The organism is Pontivivens marinum, from assembly GCF_900231835.1.
GTDB classification, from domain to species: domain Bacteria; phylum Pseudomonadota; class Alphaproteobacteria; order Rhodobacterales; family Rhodobacteraceae; genus Pontivivens; species Pontivivens marinum.
The window spans coordinates 1-23,946 of record NZ_OCTN01000014.1 but is presented as its reverse complement, the minus strand read 5'-3'; the positions used below and the strand labels follow the sequence as shown (position 1 = coordinate 23,946).

The following is a 23,946-nucleotide window of genomic DNA, read 5'->3' as shown; positions in this document are numbered from 1 at the left end:
GCTTCATTGAAAGCTTCAATGGCAAGCTGCGAGATGAATGCCTTAACGAAACGCTGTTTGGTAGGTTAGGCGATGCACGGAAAATCCTGGAAGAAGGCAAGAGGATTACAATTGGCGCAGACCACATTCAGCCTTGGGCAACCTGACGCCCACGGAATTCTTGCAGAGAAAGGCAACGGACAAAGTGGCCGCCTGAGGTCACAGATTTAACCCCAAGGACTCCGCGCAAGCTGGGGGGAACTTGGGGCACAGGTCACCTCACACCGCCCTTGATAAGCGCACGCCGGACACAGCATACTTTACCCAAGCGGAAATACGAAAAGCGGCATGACACCAACCCGATTACATCTTAGCTCAGCCGCAAAACTGTCCAAATAAGTGGGACCACTTCACCCTAGTTTCTTAGATGGAAATCGATCTCACGGTTGAACAGACGTTCTCCAACGATCAATGTAAGCCGAGAACTCTTCCCCGACTTCAGAAATTACCGTGTCGGTAGGGATCGACAATGTCTGATCGGTGTTGAAGAGCAAGGCAGCGCCGATACTGGTTCCTGTGGCAGCTTCACTTGTGATGACGGGCCGATTAGTGATGGCTCTCAGCATCGCTACAAATTCTGCATTGCGCGCGAAAGGGCCTTCAACGATCGTGGAGCCTTCACCCTTTAGTAATTCCAAACAAGTCCCAGTCATCAAAGCGAGATAGAACGACAGTGCAACTGACCGCTGGCCCGATCCGACGGGAGGTTCTTCTTCGAGCCATTGCATTGTGCGGTTTTGGAAAGGGCCAGTGCCCGTTTCCACTGAAGGAAGTAGCATTAGAGACTGGTCCAGAACAGTGGTGATGTCCTGTTCGGTTGGGGCGTAAGGTTGGCCCTTCTGAATAAGTTCATACTCGCGCCCGCCCATAAATCGCGCGCTGGCAACAGCTTGCCCACGTGCGTTAACATTGATGAGGGTATCGCGGTTCGGAGCGAGATGTGGGATAGTTGAGGCATTGTCTCCCATCAGGGACATCGCGATCACCCACGTCCCGGTAGAGACCACAGAGACTGGTTCATTCCGAAAAATAACATGCGGGTAAAGAGAGGCATTGGAATCGTGAATGCCAACACATACTGGCGTGTCCGGTTCAAGGCCTGTGGCCTGCGCTATGTGAGGTAGGATGGAGCCAAGAATGTCGCTGGGATGGCGCACGGGCGCGATTTTATCGACGATTCCTAGGGTCTTTGGGAGGTCAGAGAACGATCCCGTATGTGGATTCCAAAGATCCGAATGACAGCCAATTGAGGTCACATCTGTCGCGCCGATACCAGTTAGGCGATGGCCCCAAAATTGTGGGTAGGTGACAATTTGGTTAGTTCGGTCCTTAAGCGTCGAATCCGCGATGAACTGATAATGCAGCTGGGCACCGATATTCAAACCGCCCATCATTCTTGGCGAGCCGGTCTCGGCGAAATCGGGTTTGATTGCATCGTAGGCCGCGACGATCTCGGCGGGGTATTCATGTTCGTAATCAAGGATTGGTGCCGCCAGCGATCCATCCGCTGCCAGCAGCGCGGCACAGGCGCCGTGGGTGGTGATCGAAATCGCGTCGACGCGGTGGTCACGGTGAAAGGTTGCGAGCGCGTCCAGCAAGAACGCCCAATGACTATCGACATCGTAATGCGGCCAAGGCGGCCCCGACTGCACAACATTGGGGCGCGTGACGACAGCGACCTCGGTCAGCGACGCGAGGTCGACAAGCGCGAGTTTTGCATTGGTCTTGCCGATATCGATGACCGCTATGTGCTGCGGTTTAGTCATGGCATGTGAAACAGCGGCGTCAAAGCCACGGCAACGGGTTCATTGTTTGGCGCAGTTTCCATTACGTCGGCCATATTGGCCCACCAGTTCTGCATAACCGGATGGTTCGGAAGATCGTCCATTGTGTGCCCGTCCGTGCGGGTCAACACTCCGATCAGGTGGCCGGTACTTTCGTCCAGATGGATCGAATAGTCGCTAACACCGGCGCCGTGCAACAGATCGACAAGGTGTGGCCAGATCGCATCATGGCGGCGTTTGTATTCATCCGCCATGCCGTCGTTCAGGGTCATGCGGAACACGTAACGCGCGCTCATGCTTTGCGCCTCGCGGCGGCCATCGCCCAGAGGCGCGGCAGGGCGATCACGCCGATCAGCAGCAGGCCGATAAAGATCGACATAACGATGCCCGGCACATTGAGCAAACCAAGGCCAAAGGTCACAAGACCCATGACAAACGCGGCAATGACAACGCCCGGTATCGTGCCAGACCCACCAAGGATGTTGACGCCGCCAAGGACGACCATTGTCACAACCTCAAGCTCCATTCCGGTTGCGATACTGGGGCGGGTCGATCCAAGGCGCGAGGTCAGGCAGACCGCCGCAACGCCAGACATCAGACCTGTCAGCAAAAAGAGGATGAACTTCACCCGCTGCACGCGGATACCACTGAACAGCGCACCGGTCGGGTTGTTACCGATGGCATAGATAGCGCGGCCAAAGTTGGTTTTGTGCAGCAACACGACGTAGATCGCGGCGATCATGACGAAAAGCAGCATTTCCACTGTGAACACCCAGTAGATATAACCCTGCCCGAACCACGAAAAACTGGAGGGATAGCCGCTGAACGATCCATCCCCAAGGATGATATAGCTGATCCCGCGAAACAGGCTCATGGTGCCGATGGTCACAACGATGGACGGCAAGCCGAGGATGGTCACGAACACGCCGTTGAACGCCCCGCACAGAAGGCCCACGGTTAGACCAATCATGACAAGTTCTGACGTCCCCGCGCCATGCTGCATCGCCAATCCCATTGCGGTGCTGGCCAGCGCGATGATCGAGGCAACGGAGAGGTCAATCTCGCCCGAGATGATCAGCAACGCCATCGCAAAGGCGATCATCGCCTTTTCGGTGAAGTTGAACGTCGCATCGCTGAGATTCCATGCGTTCAGAAAATAAGGCGATGCAAAGCTGTTCACGACGAAGATCGCGATGGCCAGGGCCAGCAATAGCGCTTCCCAGCTTTTGAGAATGCGGACGGCGCGGCTGTTCAGGCGGTCGGGAATATAGCGCGTGGTGGTAGTGTCCGTCATTGGGTGGCCTCCGCAGATTTAAGGATGATGCGGCCTTTGGTGCGGCCGGAACGGGCATTGAATGCGACTGCGATTAGAATGGCAGATCCGGAAATGGCGAGCTGCCAGAACGGCGAGATGTTGACGACAGGCAGGGCGTTCTTGACCACGCCAAGGAAGATGGCGCCCAGCACGGCGCCCCCGACAGATCCGATGCCGCCCGCGATGGAAATGCCGCCGATGACGCAGGCCGCCACGACTTCGAGCTCGAATCCGCCGGCGATGTCGACGTAAGCCACGGCGTAGCGTGCAACCCACAGGTATCCTGTTAGGCCTGCCAACGCGCCCGACACCACGAAGGCCCAAAACTGCGTCTTGCCGACATTGATGCCTGTGTAGACAGCGGCGTGGGGGTTCCCGCCGACGGCAAAGATCGACCGCCCGAACTGGGTGCGTGACATCACGATCCCGAAGACGATGACGGTCATAATCGCGACCCACGACAGGACAGGCAGACCCAGAAGGACCGCGCGGGGGAAGCCTGTGAAGGCGGCGCTCATTTCATGGGAGTTGACCCACTTGCCGTCCGAAATCAGGAAGATAATTCCGCGAAAGATGGTCATCGTGCCGAGGGTCACAACGATCGGCGGGATCGATAGTTTCCAGACAAGTACGCCGTTAATCGCCCCCATGATGCCCCCCATCAAAACGGCGATCGCGATGATCACGGGGATCGGCAGGCCCGGCATAGCGACGTTGATCATTGCCGCGGCCATTCCTGTCAGCGCAAGGTTTGCGGCCACGGACAAGTCGATGCAGCGCGTCAGGATCACGACCATCTGGCCCAGAGCAAGAATGATCAGCGGTGCCGTGTCGTTGAACACATTTGCCAAATTGGACGGCGCAACAAAGCCTGCAAATCTCGACGCCACGAGGATAATCAGGATTAGGGTCACGCTGCCAAGGATGGCTTCGCGAACGGGGATGAAACGCATCATTGGGGCGCGCCTTCTGTTTGTGTTGTAATGCCAGCTGCGTGGCGCACCAGCAGTTCAGGGGTCACGTCATCACCAGATAACTCCGCCGCGATCAGTCCGTCACGCATGACGATGACGCGGTCGGACATGCCGATGATTTCGGGAATTTCAGAGCTGACCATGATGACGGACAGGCCTTGGGCCGCCAATTCGGACATGAATTCGTGAACAGCGGCCTTTGACCCGATGTCGATGCCTTTGGTCGGCTCATCAAGAATGATGACTTGCGGCTGGGTCGCTAGCCATTTGGCAATGACGACCTTTTGCTGGTTGCCGCCGGACAGATTTCCGATGTCTTGGTCCAAGGACGCGGCGCGCAGATCCAGCCGTTCCGCATATTCACGCGCCAGTTTGAATTCTTCGGCCAGCCGCAGGAACCCGCTGCGCGACGTGCGCCCCAGCGAGGGCAGCGTGATGTTCTGGAAGATTGGTAAGCCGATGACTGCGCCCTGCTTGCCGCGATCTTCGGGGACATAGACAATTCCGTTTTTAACCGCATCCGCGGGTGAGCGCATGATTTTGATATTGCCGTTCACACGGCACACGCCTTTGGCCGGCTTGGTGATGCCAAACAGCGCCTGCATGAGTTCAGAACGGCCCGCTCCGACCAACCCGTAAAATCCGAGGATTTCACCGCGTTTGAGATCAAAGTTAATGTCTGCAAATTCGGTCGGATGGGAATAGCCCACAACCTTGAGAACCTCTTCGCCGACATCGTGGGCGCGGTCGGGAAAAATCTGGTCAACCGAGCGACCGACCATCATCGAAACAAGGTCACCCTCAGTAGTGTCCGCAATCAAACCGTCACCGACAAACCCGCCGTCACGGAACACTGTATACCGGTCGGCGATGCGGAAAATCTCATCGAACTTATGGCTGATGAACAAGATCGCCTTCCCTTGGATCTTCAGGGTTTCAACGAGCTCATACAGCTCTTCAATCTCTTTATGGGACAGCGCGGCGGTGGGTTCGTCCATGATAACGACACGCGCATCCACCGACAGGGCGCGCGCAATTGCCACGAGGTGTTTGTTGGCAATGCCAAGTTCGCGAAGCTGGGTGTGGCTGCTGAACGGCGCGCCAATCTCGGCCAGAAGTTTGGCCGCGTTGCGGTGCATTTGTGCGGTGTCGATCAGCCCGAAACGATTGCGCGGTGCGTGACCGATGTAGATGTTTTCTGCGACGGATAGCTCGTCAAACAATACAGTTTCCTGATGGATCGCGGTGATCCCTGCTTTGGCGGCGTCGTTGGGTGATCCAAACGTCACGGGCTCACCTCCAATACGAATGGTGCCGCCATCGGTCTGGTAAATACCGGTCAAAATTTTTACGGTCGTCGACTTGCCCGCGCCATTTTCCCCAATCAGAGCCGTGACCTGACCAGGATAGAGATCAAGCTTGACCTGATCTAGCGCTTTGACCCCTGGGAAGGCCTTTGTGATCAGGTCCATCGATACAACGGCGGACGGAGTGGCGGGCGCGGAATGCATCGTCATCGGGTAGCCTCGTTCAAGCCGGGGGGGGGTGGGGCCGGTCTGGTCCGGCGACTTGCTGCGTCGGACCAGTTGAGGTGTTTAGAAAATCGACTTGAAATCATCGATGTTGCTGGCATCGTAAACAAACGGATCGGCCATCGCGCCTTCGTTGTTTTCATCCAGCGTCAGCGTGCCCATCCGGCCCATGGGAATTTCCGCACCGGGGGCGGCTTCTGCACCGTTCTGGCTTAGCTCATAGGCCAGCATCGTTGCGGAGTAGCCCAGATCGATGGGGTTCCAGATTGCAAAGGACTGCGATGCACCGGATTCAATTGCGCCGGCCATCTCGGACGGCAGACCGAGGCCTGTGACGTTCACTTGGCCAACTTTGCCCGCGTCGACAACGGCCTGAGCCGCAGCAACGATGCCGACGGACGTTGGTGCAATGATTGCGTCCAGATCAGGGTAGGACTGCATCAGGCCCGTTGCTTCGCGGTAGGATTTATCCGCCAGATCGTCACCGTAGACCGTGGCGACAACTTCGATGCCGGGATAGTCGCCCATTACGGCGTTCATTTCTTCCATCCAGATATTCTGGTTGGTTGAGGTGGTCGTGGCAGACAACAGCGCAACTTCGCCGCCGTCCGGCAGGTGGTCTGCGGCCAGTTTGATGATCATGTTACCGATCAGCGGGTTGGACGACGGGTTCAGGTGCAACTGGCGGCCTTCGGGCGCCACGCCGGAATCCCAGCTGATCACAGTGATACCGCGCTGCATGGCGCGATTCAAAACGGGAACCAGAGCATCGGTGTCATTGGACGAAATCGCAATTGCATCGACCTGCTGCGCGATCAGCGCGTTGATGACTTCGATCTGGCCTTCAGCGGTTGTGTCTGTGGGACCAGTATATATGATCTCAACGTTGCCCAGCTCTGCAGCGGCTTCTTGTGCGCCTTCGTTGGCGGCCTCAAAGAACCCGATGCCGAGCGCCTTGACGACCAGTGCGATGCGCACTTCTTCTTGTGCGAATGCAGGTGTGCCAAACATAGCGCCGGCTAATGCGACGGATGTTGCCAGTTTCTTAATTACACTCATGGTTTCCTCCCTGGAGTGGTTGTGTTCGGTTTGGCTAAGAGGCCACCCCGTCTTTTTGCGCGGCACCAATCGGCACCACGATCAGCGACACATCAGCCGACTCGAGCATGGCCGCCGTGCGGTCTTCGATGCCTTCGTCGGTAATGATTGTGTCAATGCGCTCAAGCGGACAAAGTACGAGACTTGAGCGGTTTCCGAATTTGGAACTGTCAACGAGAACAATTAGTTCTTCAGCCTGACCGATGAGTTTCTGTTCAGCCTGAATCAGTAGCGGATCCTGTTCCATCAACCCCAACGGTCCGATGCCTTGTGCACCCATAAACATGCGTTTGGCGTAGAAATTGCGCGTTACATCATTGTCGAAGGGGGACAGGATAATGTTCTGCTCGCGGTAGATGATCCCGCCTGACAGCATCACTGTATTCTGGGTATTTTTCAGCAAGTGCTCCGCTATCGGGAACGAGTTCGTAAAGACTTGCATACGGCGGGACGCTAGCGGGTGAACCATTTGAAAGGTTGTCGTCCCGCCGTTGATAATGATCGGCTCACCGTCCTCGCAAATTTCCACAGCCGCAGCTGCGATCGCCTGTTTCTCAGCGATTTGCATCGTCTCGTTTACTGAAAACGGACGTCCGGCCAGTCCAACGAAAGGTTTGGATGTAATAGCCTCAGCCCCACCTCGAACACGGCGCAGGCGCTTTTGTTCGTCCAGCGTATTGATATCGCGGCGTGTCGTTGCCTCAGATGCGCCGGTGAGCGAACACAGATCATTCACTGTGACCAAAGAGCGATCTTGAACGGCGGATAGGATAACGCGGTGGCGGTCTTTCTCGTGCATGATGGTCCTTTCATTTGACTAAGCTGGATGACACTACGACGTTCTGTCAATCATTTATTTTCAATTTCAATCATATTGCACCGCACAATGATTGAAGTTGAGTGAACTTGATTGACTTTATAATTATTACTCGTCAGATTTATGCTAACGAATTTAACCCAACCTGCCCTCTACGGAGACACGCATGACCGCATCAAAATCGAGCCTGCACCTTGAAAATAAATGGGACGCGGCCGCCGCCGAGAACATGAGTGAACCTGAGAAGCTGCTTTATCGGTCCAACCTGCTTGGGTCGGATAAACGAATCACAAACTACGGTGGCGGCAATACTTCTGCGAAGGTGATGCAAAAGGATCCTCTTTCGGGTGACCTGGTTGAAGTTTTATGGGTCAAAGGGTCCGGCGGCGACGTCGGATCAATCAAGATGGACGGGTTCTCGACCTTGTATATGGACAAGCTAAACGCCCTACGCAGTATTTATCGCGGGGTGGAATTCGAAGACGAAATGGTAGGCTACCTTCCTCACTGCACATTTAACCTGAACCCGCGTGCAGCCTCAATTGACACGCCGTTGCACGCCTATGTGCCGCAAAAACACGTCGATCACATGCACCCTGACGCGATCATCGCGATTGCAGCGGCCAAAGACAGCAAAGCCCTTACGCAACAGATTTTCGGCGATAGCATTGGTTGGTTGCCGTGGAAGAAGCCCGGCTACGAGTTGGGCCTGTGGCTGTCGAATTTCTGCGAAAAGAACCCCGATGCGAAGGGGGTCGTGCTGGAAAGCCACGGTCTGTTTACATGGGCCGACGACGCAAAAAACTGCTACGAGCTGACGCTTGAGGTCATTCAGAAAGCGATGGATTGGTTTGAGGCCGAGACCGCAGGCAAAGACGCCTTTGGCGGTGCTCTGCATAAAAGCCTGTCCGCAGACGAACGCCGCGCGACGGCTGCACGGCTAATGCCCGCCATTCGCGGGTTCGTATCGGGCCAACAGAATATGGTCGGCCATTTCACCGACAGCGATGCGGTGCTGGAATTTGTCAACGCCAAGGATATGGAACGCTTGGCTGCTCTGGGCACATCCTGCCCCGACCACTTCCTGCGTACGAAAATCTGCCCACTGGTAGTGGATTTCGATCCCGCCAAGCCGGATGTGGACGCAACGATCGAAGGGCTTGAGGCGGCGGTTGCCGAATACCGCAAGGGCTACCAAGCCTATTACGACCGATGCAAAAAAGACGACAGTCCTGCGATCCGGGATCCGAACGCCGTGGTGTATCTTATCCCCGGCGTCGGCATGATAACCTTCGCCAAAGACAAAGCCACAGCCCGTATTTCTGGTGAATTCTATCTCAATGCGATCAACGTGATGCGTGGTGCGGATGCCGTTTCCGAATATCAGGGCCTGCCCGAACAAGAGGCCTTCGACATCGAATACTGGCTTCTGGAAGAGGCCAAATTGCAGCGGATGCCTGCCCCAAAATCAATGGCGGGTCGCGTGGCGCTGATCACTGGCGGAGCAGGCGGTATTGGTGCTGCGACGGCGGAACGCTATTTGCGGGAAGGCGCTTGCGTGATGCTGGCCGATATCGACGACGCGGCCTTGGCTGAAACCTTTGAAGGGCTGAGCTGTAAATACTCTGCCGACGTCGTGCGCACTGTGAATATGAACGTGACGGACGAAACCGCCGTCGCGAATGCCTACAGCACAATCGCAGCCGAATTTGGCGGCGTGGATATTTTAGTCAGCAATGCAGGCATCGCCAGCTCCGCCCCGATCGAGGAAACCTCGCTTGATCTGTGGAACAAGAACATGGCGATCCTGTCCACGGGGTATTTTCTTGTCAGTCGCGAGGCGTTCAAACTGTTCAAGGTGCAGGACATGGGCGGCTCTGTTGTTTTCGTGGCGTCCAAGAATGGCCTCGCCGCATCGCCAAACGCCTCTGCCTATTGCACAGCCAAGGCGAGCGAAATCCACCTCGCCCGGTGTCTGGCCCTCGAAGGTGCGACACTGGGTGTGCGCGTTAACGTGGTGAACCCCGATGCGGTGCTGAAGGGCTCTAAAATTTGGCAGGGTGAATGGCTAGATCAACGCGCTGGCACCTATGGCACCGACAAAGACGGGCTTGAGGAAATGTACCGCGAGCGGTCCATGCTGAAACGCTCCGTTCTACCCGAGGACATCGCAGAGGCTGCATATTTCTTTGCCTCTGACCTGTCGGCAAAATCCACTGGCAACATCATCAACGTAGATGCCGGCAACAAAGAGGCGTTCACGCGCTAAGCGTGAGCGGATCAGGGAGGATCGATTATGAGCTATGATAGCGCGAAAGCCGCCTTTGCCGACTGGGGCGTAGACACCGAAGTAGCCCTTGCGAAACTTGCGGAAATTTCGATTTCCGTGCATTGCTGGCAGGGCGACGATGTTGTCGGGTTTGAAAAAAAATCCGGCAGCTCGGGTGGTGGCATTCAAGCGACAGGCAACCATCCAGGGCGCGCCAGAACACCGGATGAACTGCGCGCCGATCTGGAGTTTTCCTACAGCATGATTCCGGGCAATCACCGCCTGAACCTGCATGCTTGTTATTTGGACACGGACCAGAACCCTGACCGCGATGAGATTGAGTTTAACCATTTCGCACCGTGGGTGGATTGGGCGAAAGACCAAGGCCTCGGCCTTGATTTCAACCCGACGTTCTTTGCCCACGAAAAGGCGGACGATAACCTGACCCTGAGCCACCCCGACCAAGGAATCCGCGATTTCTGGATCGAGCACGGCAAACGCTCGCGCAATATCGCGGCACAAATGGGTGCGGCGCTTGGCTCTTCTGTCGTCAATAACGTCTGGGTTCCTGACGGCTACAAAGACACGCCCGTTGATCGCTTCGCGCCGCGCAAGCGGTTGGAACAATCGCTTGATGCAATGATGACCACATCACACGACAAGGCGCAGATGCTGGACGCGGTTGAGAGCAAATTGTTCGGTATCGGGGTCGAAGCCTGCACCGTGGGCAGCCACGAATTCTACATGGGCTACGCTATCCGCAACGAGACGCTATTGTGCCTCGACATGGGGCACTTCCATCCAACTGAAAACGTGGCTGACAAACTCAGCTCGGTCGCCCTATCTATCGATGAAATTCTGCTGCACGTCAGCCGTCCAATGCGGTGGGACAGTGACCACGTCATCCTGCTGGACGACTCGATCCTGCAAATGGCGCAGGAACTTGTCAGTGCCGACCTTCTGGGCCGCACACACATCGGGCTCGACTTTTTTGACGCCACGATCAGCCGCACAGCCGCTTGGGTGATCGGCACGCGCAATATGCAAAAGGCGTTGTTGCGGGCGCTTATAGCACCGTGGCAGCAATTGAAATTAGCCGAGAACAACCTCGATTACACATTGCGCCTTGTAGTGACGGAAGAGTTTAAAGACCTACCTTACGGCGCGGTTTGGGCTGAATTCTGCGAGCGAATGGGCGTGGCGTCCGGTAAATCTCTTGCAGCAGAGCTTGCCCAATATCAGTCAACCGTAGAAGGGCGCGGTTAGGAAGGCGCGAGGGAAATGCCGACGGGTCAAGGCAACCCGATCAGCAGGTGCAAACCGTAGCTTAAGTTAGGTCAAATCCTGTCAAAAGAGTGGGGAGTAGCTCACTCACCCATCAGACGTGGACGCCTTACGCAGCTATGCAGCAATCTAGCGAGACGATATTGAGGAAAACAGATGAGGCTTAACGATTGCCACAATTATCAAGACTTTCGCCGACTCGCCAAACGCCGCCTTCCAAGACCGATTTTCAATTATATCGACGGGGCTGCAGATGACGAGTCGACGCTGGCGCGCAACGCGGCGAGCTTTTCCGAGGTTGATCTGATTCCGAATGTGCTGCGCGGTGTCGAGGATGTGGACCTGTCGGTGAAGGTCATGGGCCAGAAACTCAGCCTGCCCATCTATTGCTCGCCGACAGCATTGCAGCGGCTTTTTCATCATGACGGAGAACGAGCGACCGCAGCGGCCGCAGCGAAATACGATACGATGTTTGGTGTATCCTCCCTCGGCACGGTCAGCCTGGAGGAAGTGCGGCGCAAACACGCCAATCCGCAGGTCTATCAGTTTTATTTCCACAAGGATCGCGGCCTCAACCGTGCAATGATGCAGCGCGCCAAGGACGCCGGTGTCGAGACCATGATGCTGACCGTGGACAGCATCACTGGCGGCAACCGTGAGCGCGACAAACGTACCGGCTTTTCGATCCCGTTTCGGCTGAACACACGGGGGTTGGCGCAGTTCATCATGAAACCCGCGTGGGGCATCAATTACGTTACGCACGAGAAATTTGCTTTGCCGCAACTGGACGAATACGTCGATATGGGTGGAGGAACGGCCTCGATTGGACAGTATTTCACGGAAATGCTGGACCCTACGATGAATTGGGATGACGTAGCCGAAATGGTAGAACTCTGGGGCGGTCCGTTCTGCCTGAAGGGCGTCATGTCCGCAGAGGACGCCGTTCGCGCAGCGGACATCGGTTGTGCCGGTGTGGTGATATCGAACCATGGCGGAAGACAACTCGATGGGTCCCGGGCACCTTTCGACCAATTGGACGAGATTGTGCAAGCGGCGGGGAACCGCCTTGACGTGATGCTCGACTCGGGCGTAACGCGCGGCAGCCATGTGCTGAAAGCATTGTCCTTGGGAGCGAAGGCCGTTGGACTGGGTCGCTACTATCTATTCCCCCTCGCCGCCGCGGGTGAAGCGGGTGTGGACCGCGCAATCGGGCTGATGCGCGATGAGCTGATCCGCGACATGCGTCTGATGGGCTGCACCCGGATTGATCAACTTACACCCGAAAACTTGCGCTTCCGGGGCACTATCGGTGCGCGGTTTCAAGACAGGCCGAGCTGACGGTCTGAAGTGCTCCCCATTTCTTGGACATGATCTGGCGCTTTTTAAGCTCTGATCTGCTCCTGCTGATCGGGTTGCGTGACTTCTATTTGCATTGAGTAGACCACTGCCCGTGGCTGTCCGCCAAGGGCTTTGTGCGGGCGGCGGTGATTGTAGATCTCCATCCATTTCCGGACACCCGCGCGGGCCTGTGAGCCGGTCTCCCAGGCATGCAGATAAACGCACTCGTATTTCAGCATTCGCCACAGACGCTCGAGGAACATGTTGTCCAGATAGCGCCCCTTGCCATCCATCGAGGTGCGGATGCCCGACCGGCGCAGGCGATCTGTCCAGACAAAGGATGTAAACTGTGATCCCTGATCGCTATCCATGATGTCTGGTGGTCCAAACCGATAGATGGCCTCGTTCAGCGCCTCGACGCAAAAGTCCGCGTCCTGCGTGTTCGAGATCCGCCACGACAGAACCATACGGGTGTGCCAGTCCATTATCGCCACCAGATAGAGGAATCCGCGGCGCATTCACTGCCCGGCAGGCGATTGCGCAGCAATCTGCCGAAAGGGGGCAGATACGTGATGTCCACGCACCAAACCTGATTTAGCCTGTCCACGCGCAGCCCACGCAAGAGGTATGGATAGGTCTTGTGCCTCTTCGCTGGCTTACTGGTGTTGGGCTTCTGATAAATTGGCATCAACCCCACCAAGCGCATGAGCCGGCGGATACGCTTCTCGTTCACCTGGCCCTCATTCTGCAAGTGCCACGTCATCTGACGAACACCGAAGAACGGCGTGTCGAGGAGCTGCACGTCGATCAGCCGCATTAGCGCGAGGTTCTGCTCGGTCTCACCCTGCGGCGTATAATAAAACGACGATCGCGGGGCCTGTAGCAGCGCGCACTGCTGGCCAATCGACAGATCCGGGTGACCGCTCTCGATCATCCCCCGCCTCACGTCCCGCACCAGGGCCTGAGCTTTCTTTCCGAAAAAGAGTTCGCCACCGCCAGCTCTCCGATCTTGGCATGCAGGTCTCTAATCTGGTCTTCATCGACAACCGGCGTCTTGCGCCCGCCGCGTTCAAAGACACCGGACGCACCATCCAGCAGCGCACATTTCCATTGGTTGATCATCGTCGGATGCACGCCGAACCGGCTCGCCAGCTCCGACACGGTCGCCTCGCCCTTCAGCGCTTCCAGCGTCACCTTCGCCTTGAACTCGGGCGCATGTTGTTTCCGTTTCGACATCTTCGATCTCGTTCTTGGTGAAGATCAATAGGCAGCAAATCAGAGCTTACGTCAGTGGCCACTTTTCGGGGAGCACCTCAAGTCCCGGCACACCCCCATTCACAGTCACGACCGGCCCTAAGCCGACCGTGGTGATATCTACAGCGAATGTCGGCTTCATAAGCCCATGTTGACAAAATGCTGCCCCGCAGCGAGGTTCGCCTAACTGTGATTAATGATCGTGAGCTGATGGCATGAAAAAATCTGCCAACCGAACTTTTGGTGTAATAGGGCTGGGCAACTTTGGCAGTACCGTCGCAAAGGAATTGCAGAGGTTCGGCAATCACGTTATCGGAGTCGACATATCCGAAGCACGCGTTGTGACCCTCGCCGATACACTTTCGCAAGCCATGATCGTGGATGCGCGCGATGATTCGGCTTTGAGGGAAGCGGGTTTCGGTGATTGTGATGTGGCCGTTGTTGCCATGGGCGATGATTTGGAGGCCAGCATCCTTGCGGCGATCAACCTCAAACTGGTTGGAGTTCCAATCGTTTGGGCCAAAGCTACGACCAAGACGCACCACAGGATTCTGAGTAAACTTGGCGTAGACAGGATCATTCACCCTGAAGTTGAGGTCGGTCAACATATCGCGCAGGTTTTGCATAACCCGCTAGTGCGTGACTATGTCAGTTTGGGCAATGGTTACCATGTTGTAAATTTCCGCATTCCTGAAAGCCTTGAAGGCAAGAGCCTGAAAGATCTTCCGCATGGCGCTAAGTTCAATCTGCGTTGCATCGGGGTCATGCGCGGAACTGAATACGTTGGGCAAGATGCGACGGGATGCGAACTGGAGCGGGATGATCTTCTACTATTGCTCGGCCAGAGAAAAGACCTACGCAACTTCGCAGCCAGCCTATAGCCATGGCATTCCGGCCCTCGAAACTGGTTAAACGGTTCGCTGCTTTACGCATGCCGCCCCCGGCGGTTCTGGTGATCTTTTACCTCATCTTCATCATCTTGGGCGCCTTCCTGCTCTGGCTACCGATCTCGCATCATGGCGACATCGGACTGGACGCAGCACTGTTTACATCAACCTCTGCTGTGACGGTGACAGGGCTTGTGCTTGCCGATACGGGCGCTGCCTTCACGGGCTTCGGGCAGGGTGTCATTGCCGCGCTCATTCAACTCGGCGGGTTGGGCTTGATGACCTTTGCGGTACTCTTGCTTGGGGCGCTTGGCATTCCGGTGGGAATGCCACAACGACTGATCCTACGCGAAGACTTGAACCAGACATCGCTGTCGAACCTAACCTATCTTGCGCGTATCATCTTGACCATCGCGCTTGTTTGCGAAGCGATCGGGGCTGCTTTGCTGGCCCTCGTCTTTGTTCCAGAGTTAGGCTGGCGTGGTGTATGGCAGGCAATTTTCCATTCTATTTCGGCCTTCAATAATGCGGGTTTCGCGCTTCATGCTGACAGTCTCTCTCAATGGGTGGGCAACCCGTTGGTCAACATCGTGATCCCAGCCCTCTTCATTTTGGGAGGGCTCGGCTTCATTGTTGTTGGGGATATTTATCAGAAACGCCAGTGGCGCAAACTCACACTGCATTCCAAACTGATGCTGCTCGGGACCGGCATTCTAATTATCTGGGGCAGCGTCATGTTCGGTCTTCTCGAATGGACCAATCCCAGCACCTTAGGCTCGTTGACCACTGGCGACAAACTATGGGCCAGTTGGTTTCAGGGGGTTACGCCGCGCACGGCCGGGTTCAATACGATCGACACCGGCGGAATGCATGACAGTGCGACCCTGTTAACGATGACACTTATGTTGGTTGGCGGTGGCAGCACCTCGACCGCAGGAGGGATCAAAGTGACGACACTCTGCGTGTTATTGCTAGCCACCGTTGCCTTTTTCAGGCGTCAAAAAACATTGCACGCCTTTGGGCGCTCCTTGGGCGTAGATGAAGTAATGAAGGTACTAGCTCTAACAACTATTTCCATGCTTCTGGTTCTAACGGGCATTTTTGTGACCTCGATAAACCACGACGGCGAGTTCATCGACCTCGCATTTGAAGTCACATCTGCATTTGGCACAGTGGGCCTGTCGCGCGGGACGACCGGAGAGCTTGATGGTATCGGCAGGTCCATCATCATTGCGATGATGTTTATCGGACGAGTTGGCCCCCTAGCTATTGGATTTTTCCTCGCGACCCGCAGTGCGCCGAGGGTAAAGTACCCTTCAGGGCAGATATATCTTGGGTAGCCATGCGACATAGGCCGAAGGATCGCTTTGTCCGCATAACGGAACTCTATGACAATCACAGCGAATGACTGCTCTCCGCCCTTTGTGTCGATCAGCCCGAAGCCGGCATTGGTACTTGTCGCAGCAATGTCGGCTAATTGTTCAAGCCACAGTCTAGGCCACACTGAATCGCCCCGAGTTTGTTGGAGACCATCAACTTATGTAGGGATGTTCCGAGCACCAACCCCGAACCTTCTCTGGGCCAGTGATTTTACCTACGTGTTGACATGGCAGGGTTTTGTCGATGTGGCTTTTGTGGTCGACATATTCGCTGATCACATCGTGGGATGGCGGGTCTCCCGGTCTGCTAAAACTGACTTTGTTTTCGATGCTCTTGACCAGGCTCTGCACGACCAACGGCCCGTCGAGAAAAGTGGATTGGTTCATCAGTCGGATCGCCCCTCTCGGGACATTGCTGCCCAATGCCCTGCCGGGCAATGGGCGGGCAATATTTATTCATTCGCTATACCGAGCGTATGGCCGAAGCAGGCATTGAACCATCGGTCGGCAGCGTCGGGGATTCCTGCGACAACGCGCTCGTTGAAACGATCAATGGTCTCTACAAAACCTAACTGATCTACCGCCAGGGCCCCTGGCGCAACATGCAGAGTTGGAAATGGCCACCATCGGCTGGGTCGAACGGTTCAACAACAGACGGCTGCTTGGCCCCATCGGAAACATCCCTCCAGCGGAGGCCGAAGAGAACTTCTATGCACAGCGCGACGTGCTCGATATGGTCGCGTGAAATGAAGCTATAGGTCTCCGGTGAAGCCGGAGCGATTCAATATCCCGAGAATTCGAAGCCAACGTGGCGTTGGAAACGCTGAAAGGTAACAAGCCTATCAGCGAGCTAGCCAACTGGTTTAGGGCTCACCCCACTATGACCCATGAGCGGAAACAAGCTTTGCTTGAGGGTGCCTGCTCCACCTGCATGATCGAGCCAGATCACATGTTATGGCCCGTGAATCGACCTCTGCAGCACCCCGCTGGGGTGAACTCTACAGCGCCTCCGGCAACGTGATCTTCGCCGCTCTCCAGAACGCCTCGAAGCTCAGATCGAGATGGCCCAGCTTCACCACGTCCAACCGAACGATGGTGTTTGAACGGTGATTTGCGCGGCATCGTGGATCTCCGGAACGGACCATCAGCAGGTAGTCCGAATTAATGCAACAGTCCCTTTGAGGCCTACCGCCCCACCATCATGTCCGCTCGCCTACTGGTCGTGCAGGGCCGCGTCCAGACCGATGGCCGCGTCATCCACATCGTCGCCGATCATCTGGAGGACCGCTCCGACCGGCTGGCATCCCTCTCTCAAGACGAAATGCCCGGCATCACCACACGCGGCGACCACCCGACCAACCCGGAGCCCGGACAAGTCGGCGTTCGCGCCCATCCGCGGAACGTGCGTGTCATTCCGAAGTCACGGGATTTCCATTGAAGCGGTGGTCATACTTACGGCTGTCGAGCGCCGCTTTGGCACCGCCCGCGTCCCATTGCTAGGCTGTCCTGCCCCTAGATCGTTTAACAACATTGGAGACGGCTTGTCGTAGAAAGTACCTATAGCGTGCCACCACATTTGAGAAATTGCGCTCCGTCTGGACAGCCGTTTTTTTGTGAAAAAGAATATGTCATCCCATCCGCCAGGCCTGAGCGGGAGCGGTTTTCCGGAAAACCGGAGCGACTGCGCGGGATCGCGAATGTCAGTCCACGTTGAACTTGTGGGACGGTTATCCACATATATCCCGCTTACCGAACGCATTCGGTGCTGACAGCCAAATATTGGGCTCATTAACCTTTGGGTACATCACGACGAGGTACCCGAATGCCCAAAGCTCAAACCAAATTTACCGTCCGCATGGCTCCGGAAGCTCTGGCCCAGATCGATGCCTTGCGGGCGCAACATGGCTTCACCTCCCGTGCGGCGTTCCTTGAAGCGGCAGGTCTTGCCTATGGGGCGGAGAGCAGCGCCGAGGATATTTTGCGGCACCTCGCCCCGATCAGCGCAACACTGCATCAGCTTCTGAGGGCCGCGGACGGTGAGCTGTCCCTCATCAAACCGGATGATGTGCAGAAGATTTTTCGTGAGCTGCGCAAGGCGATGCTTCTTGTCCGGGAAAGTCTCGCACCATGAGGCCGTACCGCACCTTTCACGATCGGACATCGCAGATCGGTTACTATGTTGGGCGTGATGGGCGGGTGCTGACCGGATCGGTCCCCGAGACAGAACCCGGGCGGCTGATGCGCTGGTTCGAGTGCTATGATTACCCCAAGAGTTTGGGCGTCGTCCACACGACCCTGTCGCTGCCAGCGGATCTGCACCTATCCGACGCGGATTGGCATGCAGTCACGACCAGGGTGCTGGAGCGCAGCGGTACCCCGCCCGACCTCGTGCCGTGGTTCGCATGGGGCGAGCATGTATCCAATTGTGAGCATGTCCATATCGTCGCGGCGCGACAGACATGGACGGGACGTCCTCTCGAGGTCCGCACCTCGCGGCGTGCGACAGATGCCCTCGCTGTCGATCTTGCCCATCGGCTGGGTCTGCCGGAGCCGCACTGGTGTGCAATTCCGGATCTGGTTCTGACCGGCCACGTGCGGAAGGGCGCACCGGAGCCTGTCAGCCAGTTTGCCAACGACGTGAACAGGGCATTTGATCATCACCTCCCGACCACGCTTTCTGAACTCAACGATGCACTGATCGCCGTAGACAGCTGGTGGAGCGTCGCGCCCTCGCCAACGCGGCCTGGCCTTCTGGTTCCACGCCACGGGCAGACCGGCGAGGACATCAATCCCAAGGATGCAGGCCGCGCGTTCAAGTCCGCCAGTCTCCATGCCCGACTGCGCCTTGCGCTGCACCTGCGCATCGGGCGCGCGGCGATGGCGTTGCGACAGCTTGCCAAGCTCATTCCATCCGAAGCTATTCCAATCCTGAAGAAAGACCCTGCCTATGACCAAACCTCAACCGACCGCCCTGAGATCGGACGCCGAAGTCCTGACCTCGAAGATCGACGAGATGCGCGTGGATATTCGCAAACTGATGCCACTCTTGAACCTGCTGGAGTCGGCCAATCCAGACCAGATGACCAGCTTCGCGGAGCGGCTGCTGGCCTTCATGCAACAGATCGACGAGGGCTACCACGACCAAGCCAAAGCGTTCTACGCCCTGCGCACCGAGGTCCGGGACATCAACGCAAAGCTCAATTTCCTGATCGAGGATTCGTAAGCCGGGGCCGCTGGATATTACGGTTCATCAGCCTCGCGCGACAGCACGCGATCGCGCTTCGCCATCAGGTCGATCTGGCGACCGACAGCCTGCTTTTGCGCCTCGATGGCGAAGACCCAGTCAGGTTTTCGTTTCTAAACCGGGCGTTCGATCCAGCAAGCATCTCGGGGTCCGCGACGAATTTGCGCTTCGCTGATCTTGCGCGCGTCCAATACGGTGTCGAGGACGTTCCTGACATCGGCGCCTCACCCGATGCGCCAAGGCCTGCTGTCGAACCTGTGAGCGAGGATACGCCCGAACCGTGATCCTGCCTGTATCGACGCGCTGTAGCGATCAGCGGGCATCCTGCGCTGATCGATGTGCGAAACCGCACGAACAGTCCATCGCAGGCAGTAGTTATCCACATAAATGAGCAACTTCAGTGAGTTAAGGTCGGACGAGCCAGAGCGCGCCATGGTAAAGTAACTTCAACCAGAACCTGACCCCGGTCATCCCGTTCGACAGCCCCTCGTGCAACCTCACCGTTGTGCGCACCGAGAGATATTGCCTGATGCCAAGCGCGCTCCTCACCCTCGCACCGACCCGGCTTTGCCGGATGGGCGGCGCGTGATGGGGCAGTGCAATACCACAGAGATCGACATCGCACGGATTGAACGTGCGCTCGAAGATGTCGCCCTGCTGATCCAGCACGACCTCGTGTATCTGCCGATCTTCGAGCGGCTGGAGCGGGAACTGGAGGCCGCCCGGACGTGGCAAGATGCGCGCTCCCGCGCCGCAAGGATTCTGGCTGCCCGCTCACATCGCAGCGGAGGCGCTACGCCAGATGTTCCGGAACTGTAAACGCGATCGACGCCGCAAGGGCCCGTCGCCGTTCGAGATCCATCTCGTCGCCATAATGCTCCCGCCCGCGCAGCGCTTTGACTGAATGGCCCATCAATTCTCCACGATCGTCGGTGTGCAGACCTGCCGTCTTCAACCGGCTCTCCCAGGTGTGGCGTAGGCCGCCGACGGTGACGCCCTCCGGGACCAGATCATGGGCCTTAAGATATTTGTTCACGATAGCACTATAGCTGCGCTTGTTGCGATAGCGCGGGAAGCCATCCGGATGGCGCCGCGCTGCGGCCAGCGCTACGCCGACGAGTGGGACATCCCGCTCGGAATGCCGGTTTTTGATCTCGCGCCGCGCGTCAGGATCCTGCGCTGCTTCATTGCGCACACACAGATGCGGCACATGCGCGTCGAGCTTAAACGCCGACGCAGGCAGATCGTGGATCTCGCTTTGACGACAGCCGGTCTCGAGGGCGATTAGCAGAATATCGCGGGCCTCGTCGTTCAGCCCGTTGAAGGCGCCGAGCGCGAACCACCGCTCGGTGATGAAAGCGAAAGGAACCTCGTCCTTGCGCTGAACCTTCGCATGACGGTCACGGATCGATACGCCCATATAGGGACGTGGCGGATCAGCATGGTCGATGTCCTCGTAAAACCGGACGAGCATTCCGGAAATATAATGAAAGTCCTTGTTGGCTGTCTGAGATGACTGTCCCTCATCCGCAATCCGCGCCTGCCACCAGCGACGGTGCAACCGCGCCTCCGCAGCACCGATCTCGACGACCCGCCTGTCGCCCCCGAGTGCCGCGATCCGATTGCGTACAGCCCGAACCCGCGGGTTGCGCCAGAGCCGCATCTGCTCGGCACTTTTGAAGCGGTTGTCATGCACCGAAAGCGCCTCGGCACGCGCCACCAACTCTGAAAGCTTCAATGTGGGTTCATTCACACCGCCGAGCACACCACTGGCGGCCACGGGATCTGACCGACCATCAGGCCCCCGCGTCGCCTCTACCCGAGCCAGGACTTCCTGCAAGGAGCGCTCCGCGACCGTAGCCGCAGGCAAAAATGCAAATCCGCGCATATCGGCCAGATCACGCGCTGCTCGGAACCGCACCTGCGCGTCCTCACTATGTCCAGCAAGCAAAGCCTCCCACCCCGAGATATATCCGGCCCAAACCCGTTCCGCCTTACTGACCGCCACGGTTCTGGAATCGGTACTCAGGCTCTCCCAGATGACGGCGCGGGGTTCGACCTCAGCGTACCGCTTTGGCACCCGGCGCTTGAGGTGCCATGTCGAACCGCGAAGGTGAAGGTTGGCCATGTGAGGGGTGCCTAGGGAAGGAGTATACATGCTGGAAAGGCTTTTGGCTTGCTACCCTTATTGCTACACATTCCGGCGATCGTCAAGATGAAATTACAATCTAAATCAATGCTTTGCGTATCGAGGTGCCAAAGTAAGAATCTCTGTCTGTCCGCCATAAAATCTAGCGAACATGCTGGTATTCCTTCATTTTTTCTGGTTCACATCATGTGGGGTACATTTCAAGGTACAGTTTTGGTAACCTTGATGCGTCGCCACATTTTGAGAATAGCCGCTTCGGCGACAATTTTCCACCAAGCGCAACCGTTTCAGCCGATCTTCTTCAGAGTCGAGTCCGCTTTCCGCGATAGAAACGCTTGATCTTAACTCAAGCCGCCAACAGCTCTCTTGTTGCTCACGGCCCTAACCGGACGTTGACCGGCCCCGAGGATGCTGCGTCGCAGCTTTCCTAAAGCGGCCATTGGCGATGGAACGCAGCATTTTAATAGAGCAGTGACTGCTAAGCGGACAAAGCAGCAGTTCGCGGCGAGTGCGCCAGTGGCCGCTATCGGAAATCGGCAGGGGGCAAAAACGGTGATTTTCGCTAGGATCGCAATCCCTAGGCTTAATCGAATAGAATGCAGAGAAGAGGCAGATGGATTTAGGTTAGCACTAATGAAATTTAACCCGTTCTATGGTGAGTAGGATCTACGTTGCTAGAACCTACCTGCCCAAACTCGGTTCTTCAAATACCCTCAGGGGTTTGGGGCAACAGCCCCCAAACGTGCGTAGATCTAGTTGTTTCCTCTCACCGCGTTTACAAACCGTCGCAATTTAGCCCGTTCGCCTGCATCAACGAACAATGCGCGGATAGAATACTCTTGCCCCATTGGTCGAGATTTTCGGCCATCCGCGATGAATTCACCTACAATCTCGACAGCAGGGTTGAAGCGTCTAGGTGCCCAACCCTGCGCATCGCAAACTTCCGTGGCTGAAACACCCTTGTCCGAATTCAGGAGTTCCTCTGCAATTACAGTGGCATCTTGCCGAGGGCTAACCCCGTCAAAAACAATGGGGTCGAAAGTTTCAAACAGCTTATGCTTGATATGCAGGTGGCTGAAAGGCTTTCCGAGGCACTTGCTAACGACAACCATGCCTTCAAGTTCAAGCTCCCCGACCGCTTCAAGTATTTCGTTTGCCAAGGCGTTGGGAAATTGTGCAACGATCTGATCGTAATCAAATATTTCAGAGAATGCTGTGCTCGAGTTCTCACTGATCCATTTACCGAGATACGCAGCATCCTCAGACAGAACAATCGTTTCTGAGATGTACGTCACAGCCTGTTCCAGGTCGTTCACGAGCGCTGTGATATCTTCCTGCCACGCCTTAACATCTTGTTCGCCTTTGGCAGGGTGGGTCACGCTGTAAATTGCCGTCAGATGCCCACCAATGAGTGGTATGGTACCTGAAAGTGTTGCATCTGCTAATTTTCGTGCAAGCTCGCGCTTTGGGTCAGAATCTGGTGGGTTAATCGGCATCTCATTATCCTTGTGTTTTATGACCAAATAGTTGGATGTTTTCGGTGCCGTATACAGCCTTCACGCAATGTCTGTTCCACAACTTTGCGCTTCGCCGCAACCAGCAGCATCGGGATTGGCTGTGCAAAAATAGGACAATTTGCCACGTTTTTGGCCAGGGCCCAAGGAGCGGACATTGCGGCAAAGTGCAACATCGGTCAAAGTGGGTTCAAAACCGACTTGCGGCGGTGCAGCGCTCGCTTCTGGGGCATCATCGCCCTAGAGGGGTTGCCCTCCCTGCCCGAAGTGGACCGACAATCCATAGCTAGCATCTTCGAATGTTAGCATTCGCGATCCGCGTCTCGAGTGGTGAGCTGCGGGATTTTGCCGCCGCTTGAATGGTTGCCCCTATAAGCGATTAAAACAGGTCGAAATTATCCGTAGTTGCCCGAAGAAATTCCAATACATCCAACTCTGCTTTCCATTCCTTTTTTTTGAAATTTCCAAATAACCATAAATCATGATGCATCGGCTCATTCTGCCCTGCCAAGCATGTTACTGTTCCAGAATTCATGTAAGTTCCTAAAAATCTCTCGGCATGAATGATCTTATTGCAAGCCTCGCGAAAACTGAGGTCTTTGAACGTTTCTTCATGGGGGTTTTCGATCAATTTTCCGCAAACTGAATCAGGATATTTGCGCCCATGTTGATCTTTCCTTAGTTCCATGTGGGTTCGGTTGCAGATTGCCAAGTTAATGAGGGTATGGTTGATTTCATCTTCAATAAATTGATGCCGTAATCTAAATAACGGCTCTTTTGAACATTGCGATCCTCCCCAAACCTGCTGATCCTGAGGGGTCATTCCGAAAATTGCCTTGTCCGCCATAAAGAGGCAAAGAAGCCGGTAAGTGTCTCTAAAGACAATCTCACTGTTTAGCATAGACCCTCCTTGGTTATTTAAATGCTTACAGAAGCAAAACTTTACCCTTCACGATTTAAAACATTCACTTCTATTGACCTGCTCCCCTGAAAAGTCCGGTGTTTTGAGTTAGCCTGTTCTCCAAGAAGGAGACAGACGATGAAGAGAAGCCGTTTCAGCGAAGAACAG

20 protein-coding genes and 3 pseudogenes are annotated in these 23,946 nt (G+C 56.0%); 11 read left to right on the top strand and 12 right to left on the bottom strand.

Annotation, left to right across the window (positions count from 1 at the left end; translation table 11 throughout):
* A pseudogene (locus CR254_RS17505) lies at positions 1 to 196 on the top strand (integrase core domain-containing protein); the annotation flags it as partial.
* Positions 197 to 419: 223 nt separating this feature from the next.
* Here CR254_RS17505 and CR254_RS17500 read toward each other — a convergent pair.
* From CR254_RS17500 to CR254_RS17470, 7 genes are all read right to left on the bottom strand, one after another.
* Positions 420 to 1,805 carry an FGGY-family carbohydrate kinase gene (locus CR254_RS17500; protein WP_097932312.1) on the bottom strand — a complete coding sequence of 462 codons (1,386 nt, stop codon included), beginning with the start codon at positions 1,803 to 1,805 and terminating at the stop codon, positions 420 to 422.
* Positions 1,802 to 2,119 carry an L-rhamnose mutarotase gene (locus CR254_RS17495; RefSeq protein ID WP_097932310.1) on the bottom strand — a complete coding sequence of 106 codons (318 nt, stop codon included), beginning with the start codon at positions 2,117 to 2,119 and terminating at the stop codon, positions 1,802 to 1,804. The genes CR254_RS17500 and CR254_RS17495 overlap by 4 nt, the downstream gene beginning before the upstream one ends.
* Complete coding sequence (locus tag CR254_RS17490; protein ID WP_097932308.1) at positions 2,116 to 3,117, bottom strand: ABC transporter permease; 1,002 nt, start codon at positions 3,115 to 3,117, stop codon at positions 2,116 to 2,118. Before CR254_RS17490 ends, CR254_RS17495 begins: the two co-directional genes overlap by 4 nt.
* On the bottom strand, positions 3,114 to 4,094 hold the full coding sequence (locus tag CR254_RS17485; protein WP_097932306.1) for an ABC transporter permease: 981 nt from the start codon (positions 4,092 to 4,094) through the stop codon (positions 3,114 to 3,116). The genes CR254_RS17490 and CR254_RS17485 overlap by 4 nt, the downstream gene beginning before the upstream one ends.
* Complete coding sequence (locus tag CR254_RS17480) at positions 4,091 to 5,629, bottom strand: sugar ABC transporter ATP-binding protein (protein WP_180956063.1); 1,539 nt, start codon at positions 5,627 to 5,629, stop codon at positions 4,091 to 4,093. Before CR254_RS17480 ends, CR254_RS17485 begins: the two co-directional genes overlap by 4 nt.
* Positions 5,630 to 5,707: 78 nt before the next feature.
* On the bottom strand, positions 5,708 to 6,703 hold the full coding sequence (gene rhaS, locus CR254_RS17475) for a rhamnose ABC transporter substrate-binding protein (protein WP_097932304.1): 996 nt from the start codon (positions 6,701 to 6,703) through the stop codon (positions 5,708 to 5,710).
* A 34-nt stretch (positions 6,704 to 6,737) separates the two neighbouring features.
* Positions 6,738 to 7,541 (bottom strand): DeoR/GlpR family DNA-binding transcription regulator, encoded by an 804-nt coding sequence (locus tag CR254_RS17470; protein ID WP_097932302.1) that lies wholly within the window; start codon positions 7,539 to 7,541, stop codon positions 6,738 to 6,740.
* 184 nt (positions 7,542 to 7,725) lie between these two features.
* Here CR254_RS17470 and CR254_RS17465 point away from each other — a divergent pair, with 184 nt between their 5' ends.
* The 3 genes from CR254_RS17465 to CR254_RS17455 all read left to right on the top strand — a co-directional run bounded on the left by CR254_RS17465 (position 7,726) and on the right by CR254_RS17455 (position 12,450).
* Positions 7,726 to 9,828, top strand: a complete 2,103-nt coding sequence (locus tag CR254_RS17465) for a bifunctional rhamnulose-1-phosphate aldolase/short-chain dehydrogenase (protein ID WP_097932300.1) — start codon at positions 7,726 to 7,728, stop codon at positions 9,826 to 9,828.
* Positions 9,829 to 9,855: 27 nt separating this feature from the next.
* Positions 9,856 to 11,094, top strand: a complete 1,239-nt coding sequence (locus CR254_RS17460) for an L-rhamnose isomerase (RefSeq protein WP_097932299.1) — start codon at positions 9,856 to 9,858, stop codon at positions 11,092 to 11,094.
* 174 nt (positions 11,095 to 11,268) lie between these two features.
* On the top strand, positions 11,269 to 12,450 hold the full coding sequence (locus tag CR254_RS17455; RefSeq protein WP_097932297.1) for an alpha-hydroxy acid oxidase: 1,182 nt from the start codon (positions 11,269 to 11,271) through the stop codon (positions 12,448 to 12,450).
* Between the two features lie 44 nt (positions 12,451 to 12,494).
* Here CR254_RS17455 and CR254_RS17450 read toward each other — a convergent pair.
* A pseudogene (locus CR254_RS17450) lies at positions 12,495 to 13,686 on the bottom strand (IS3 family transposase).
* 233 nt (positions 13,687 to 13,919) lie between these two features.
* Here CR254_RS17450 and CR254_RS17445 point away from each other — a divergent pair.
* The 3 genes and pseudogenes from CR254_RS17445 to CR254_RS17435 all read left to right on the top strand — a co-directional run.
* A complete protein-coding gene (locus tag CR254_RS17445) occupies positions 13,920 to 14,585 on the top strand; it encodes a potassium channel family protein (protein ID WP_097932295.1) in 666 nt (221 codons plus the stop codon).
* Between the two features lie 2 nt (positions 14,586 to 14,587).
* Positions 14,588 to 15,931, top strand: a complete 1,344-nt coding sequence (locus CR254_RS17440; RefSeq protein ID WP_097932293.1) for a TrkH family potassium uptake protein — start codon at positions 14,588 to 14,590, stop codon at positions 15,929 to 15,931.
* A gap of 210 nt (positions 15,932 to 16,141) precedes the next feature.
* Positions 16,142 to 16,715 (top strand): annotated as a pseudogene (locus tag CR254_RS17435) (DDE-type integrase/transposase/recombinase); the annotation flags it as partial.
* Positions 16,716 to 16,968: 253 nt separating this feature from the next.
* Here CR254_RS17435 and CR254_RS18115 read toward each other — a convergent pair.
* Positions 16,969 to 17,115: a hypothetical protein gene (locus CR254_RS18115; RefSeq protein ID WP_180956062.1), complete on the bottom strand. Its 147-nt coding sequence runs from the start codon at positions 17,113 to 17,115 to the stop codon at positions 16,969 to 16,971.
* Positions 17,116 to 17,171: 56 nt separating this feature from the next.
* Between CR254_RS18115 and CR254_RS17430 the strand changes: the two genes are divergently transcribed.
* From CR254_RS17430 to CR254_RS17850, 4 genes are all read left to right on the top strand, one after another.
* Positions 17,172 to 17,408, top strand: a complete 237-nt coding sequence (locus CR254_RS17430; RefSeq protein ID WP_245851737.1) for a hypothetical protein — start codon at positions 17,172 to 17,174, stop codon at positions 17,406 to 17,408.
* A gap of 384 nt (positions 17,409 to 17,792) precedes the next feature.
* Complete coding sequence (locus CR254_RS17425; RefSeq protein WP_097932291.1) at positions 17,793 to 18,101, top strand: ribbon-helix-helix domain-containing protein; 309 nt, start codon at positions 17,793 to 17,795, stop codon at positions 18,099 to 18,101.
* Between the two features lie 816 nt (positions 18,102 to 18,917).
* Entirely contained in the window at positions 18,918 to 19,193 is a 276-nt protein-coding gene (locus CR254_RS17415) for a hypothetical protein (protein WP_097932287.1), read from the top strand.
* 543 nt (positions 19,194 to 19,736) lie between these two features.
* Positions 19,737 to 20,033, top strand: a complete 297-nt coding sequence (locus tag CR254_RS17850; RefSeq protein WP_219618044.1) for a hypothetical protein — start codon at positions 19,737 to 19,739, stop codon at positions 20,031 to 20,033.
* On the opposite strand, the gene CR254_RS17405 is transcribed toward CR254_RS17850, so the two are convergent.
* From CR254_RS17405 to CR254_RS17395, 3 genes are all read right to left on the bottom strand, one after another.
* Positions 20,008 to 21,342, bottom strand: coding sequence for a DUF6538 domain-containing protein (locus CR254_RS17405; RefSeq protein ID WP_097932284.1), 1,335 nt, complete (start codon positions 21,340 to 21,342; stop codon positions 20,008 to 20,010). The two genes, CR254_RS17850 and CR254_RS17405, sit on opposite strands and share 26 nt — an antisense overlap.
* 773 nt (positions 21,343 to 22,115) lie before the next feature.
* Entirely contained in the window at positions 22,116 to 22,859 is a 744-nt protein-coding gene (locus tag CR254_RS17400; RefSeq protein WP_097932282.1) for a hypothetical protein, read from the bottom strand.
* Positions 22,860 to 23,256: 397 nt separating this feature from the next.
* Positions 23,257 to 23,778, bottom strand: a complete 522-nt coding sequence (locus tag CR254_RS17395) for a hypothetical protein (RefSeq protein ID WP_097932280.1) — start codon at positions 23,776 to 23,778, stop codon at positions 23,257 to 23,259.
* Positions 23,779 to 23,946 lie beyond the last annotated feature (168 nt).

Excerpts from the sequence above, each read along its gene's own strand:
- CR254_RS17455 (WP_097932297.1), top strand. The coding sequence starts at position 11,269 with ATGAGGCTTAACGATTGCCACAATTATCAAGACTTTCGCCGACTCGCC.
- CR254_RS17500 (WP_097932312.1), bottom strand. The coding sequence starts at position 1,805 with ATGACTAAACCGCAGCACATAGCGGTCATCGATATCGGCAAGACCAAT.
- CR254_RS17395 (WP_097932280.1), bottom strand. The coding sequence starts at position 23,778 with ATGCTAAACAGTGAGATTGTCTTTAGAGACACTTACCGGCTTCTTTGC.
- CR254_RS17445 (WP_097932295.1), top strand. The coding sequence starts at position 13,920 with ATGAAAAAATCTGCCAACCGAACTTTTGGTGTAATAGGGCTGGGCAAC.
- CR254_RS17470 (WP_097932302.1), bottom strand. The coding sequence starts at position 7,541 with ATGCACGAGAAAGACCGCCACCGCGTTATCCTATCCGCCGTTCAAGAT.
- CR254_RS17485 (WP_097932306.1), bottom strand. The coding sequence starts at position 4,094 with ATGATGCGTTTCATCCCCGTTCGCGAAGCCATCCTTGGCAGCGTGACC.
- CR254_RS17465 (WP_097932300.1), top strand. The coding sequence starts at position 7,726 with ATGACCGCATCAAAATCGAGCCTGCACCTTGAAAATAAATGGGACGCG.
- CR254_RS17495 (WP_097932310.1), bottom strand. The coding sequence starts at position 2,119 with ATGAGCGCGCGTTACGTGTTCCGCATGACCCTGAACGACGGCATGGCG.
- CR254_RS17480 (WP_180956063.1), bottom strand. The coding sequence starts at position 5,629 with ATGACGATGCATTCCGCGCCCGCCACTCCGTCCGCCGTTGTATCGATG.
- CR254_RS17425 (WP_097932291.1), top strand. The coding sequence starts at position 17,793 with ATGCCCAAAGCTCAAACCAAATTTACCGTCCGCATGGCTCCGGAAGCT.
- CR254_RS17440 (WP_097932293.1), top strand. The coding sequence starts at position 14,588 with ATGGCATTCCGGCCCTCGAAACTGGTTAAACGGTTCGCTGCTTTACGC.
- CR254_RS17430 (WP_245851737.1), top strand. The coding sequence starts at position 17,172 with ATGTCCGCTCGCCTACTGGTCGTGCAGGGCCGCGTCCAGACCGATGGC.
- CR254_RS17405 (WP_097932284.1), bottom strand. The coding sequence starts at position 21,342 with ATGGCCAACCTTCACCTTCGCGGTTCGACATGGCACCTCAAGCGCCGG.
- CR254_RS18115 (WP_180956062.1), bottom strand. The coding sequence starts at position 17,115 with ATGGTCCGTTCCGGAGATCCACGATGCCGCGCAAATCACCGTTCAAAC.
- CR254_RS17460 (WP_097932299.1), top strand. The coding sequence starts at position 9,856 with ATGAGCTATGATAGCGCGAAAGCCGCCTTTGCCGACTGGGGCGTAGAC.
- CR254_RS17490 (WP_097932308.1), bottom strand. The coding sequence starts at position 3,117 with ATGACGGACACTACCACCACGCGCTATATTCCCGACCGCCTGAACAGC.
- rhaS (WP_097932304.1), bottom strand. The coding sequence starts at position 6,703 with ATGAGTGTAATTAAGAAACTGGCAACATCCGTCGCATTAGCCGGCGCT.
- CR254_RS17415 (WP_097932287.1), top strand. The coding sequence starts at position 18,918 with ATGACCAAACCTCAACCGACCGCCCTGAGATCGGACGCCGAAGTCCTG.
- CR254_RS17400 (WP_097932282.1), bottom strand. The coding sequence starts at position 22,859 with ATGCCGATTAACCCACCAGATTCTGACCCAAAGCGCGAGCTTGCACGA.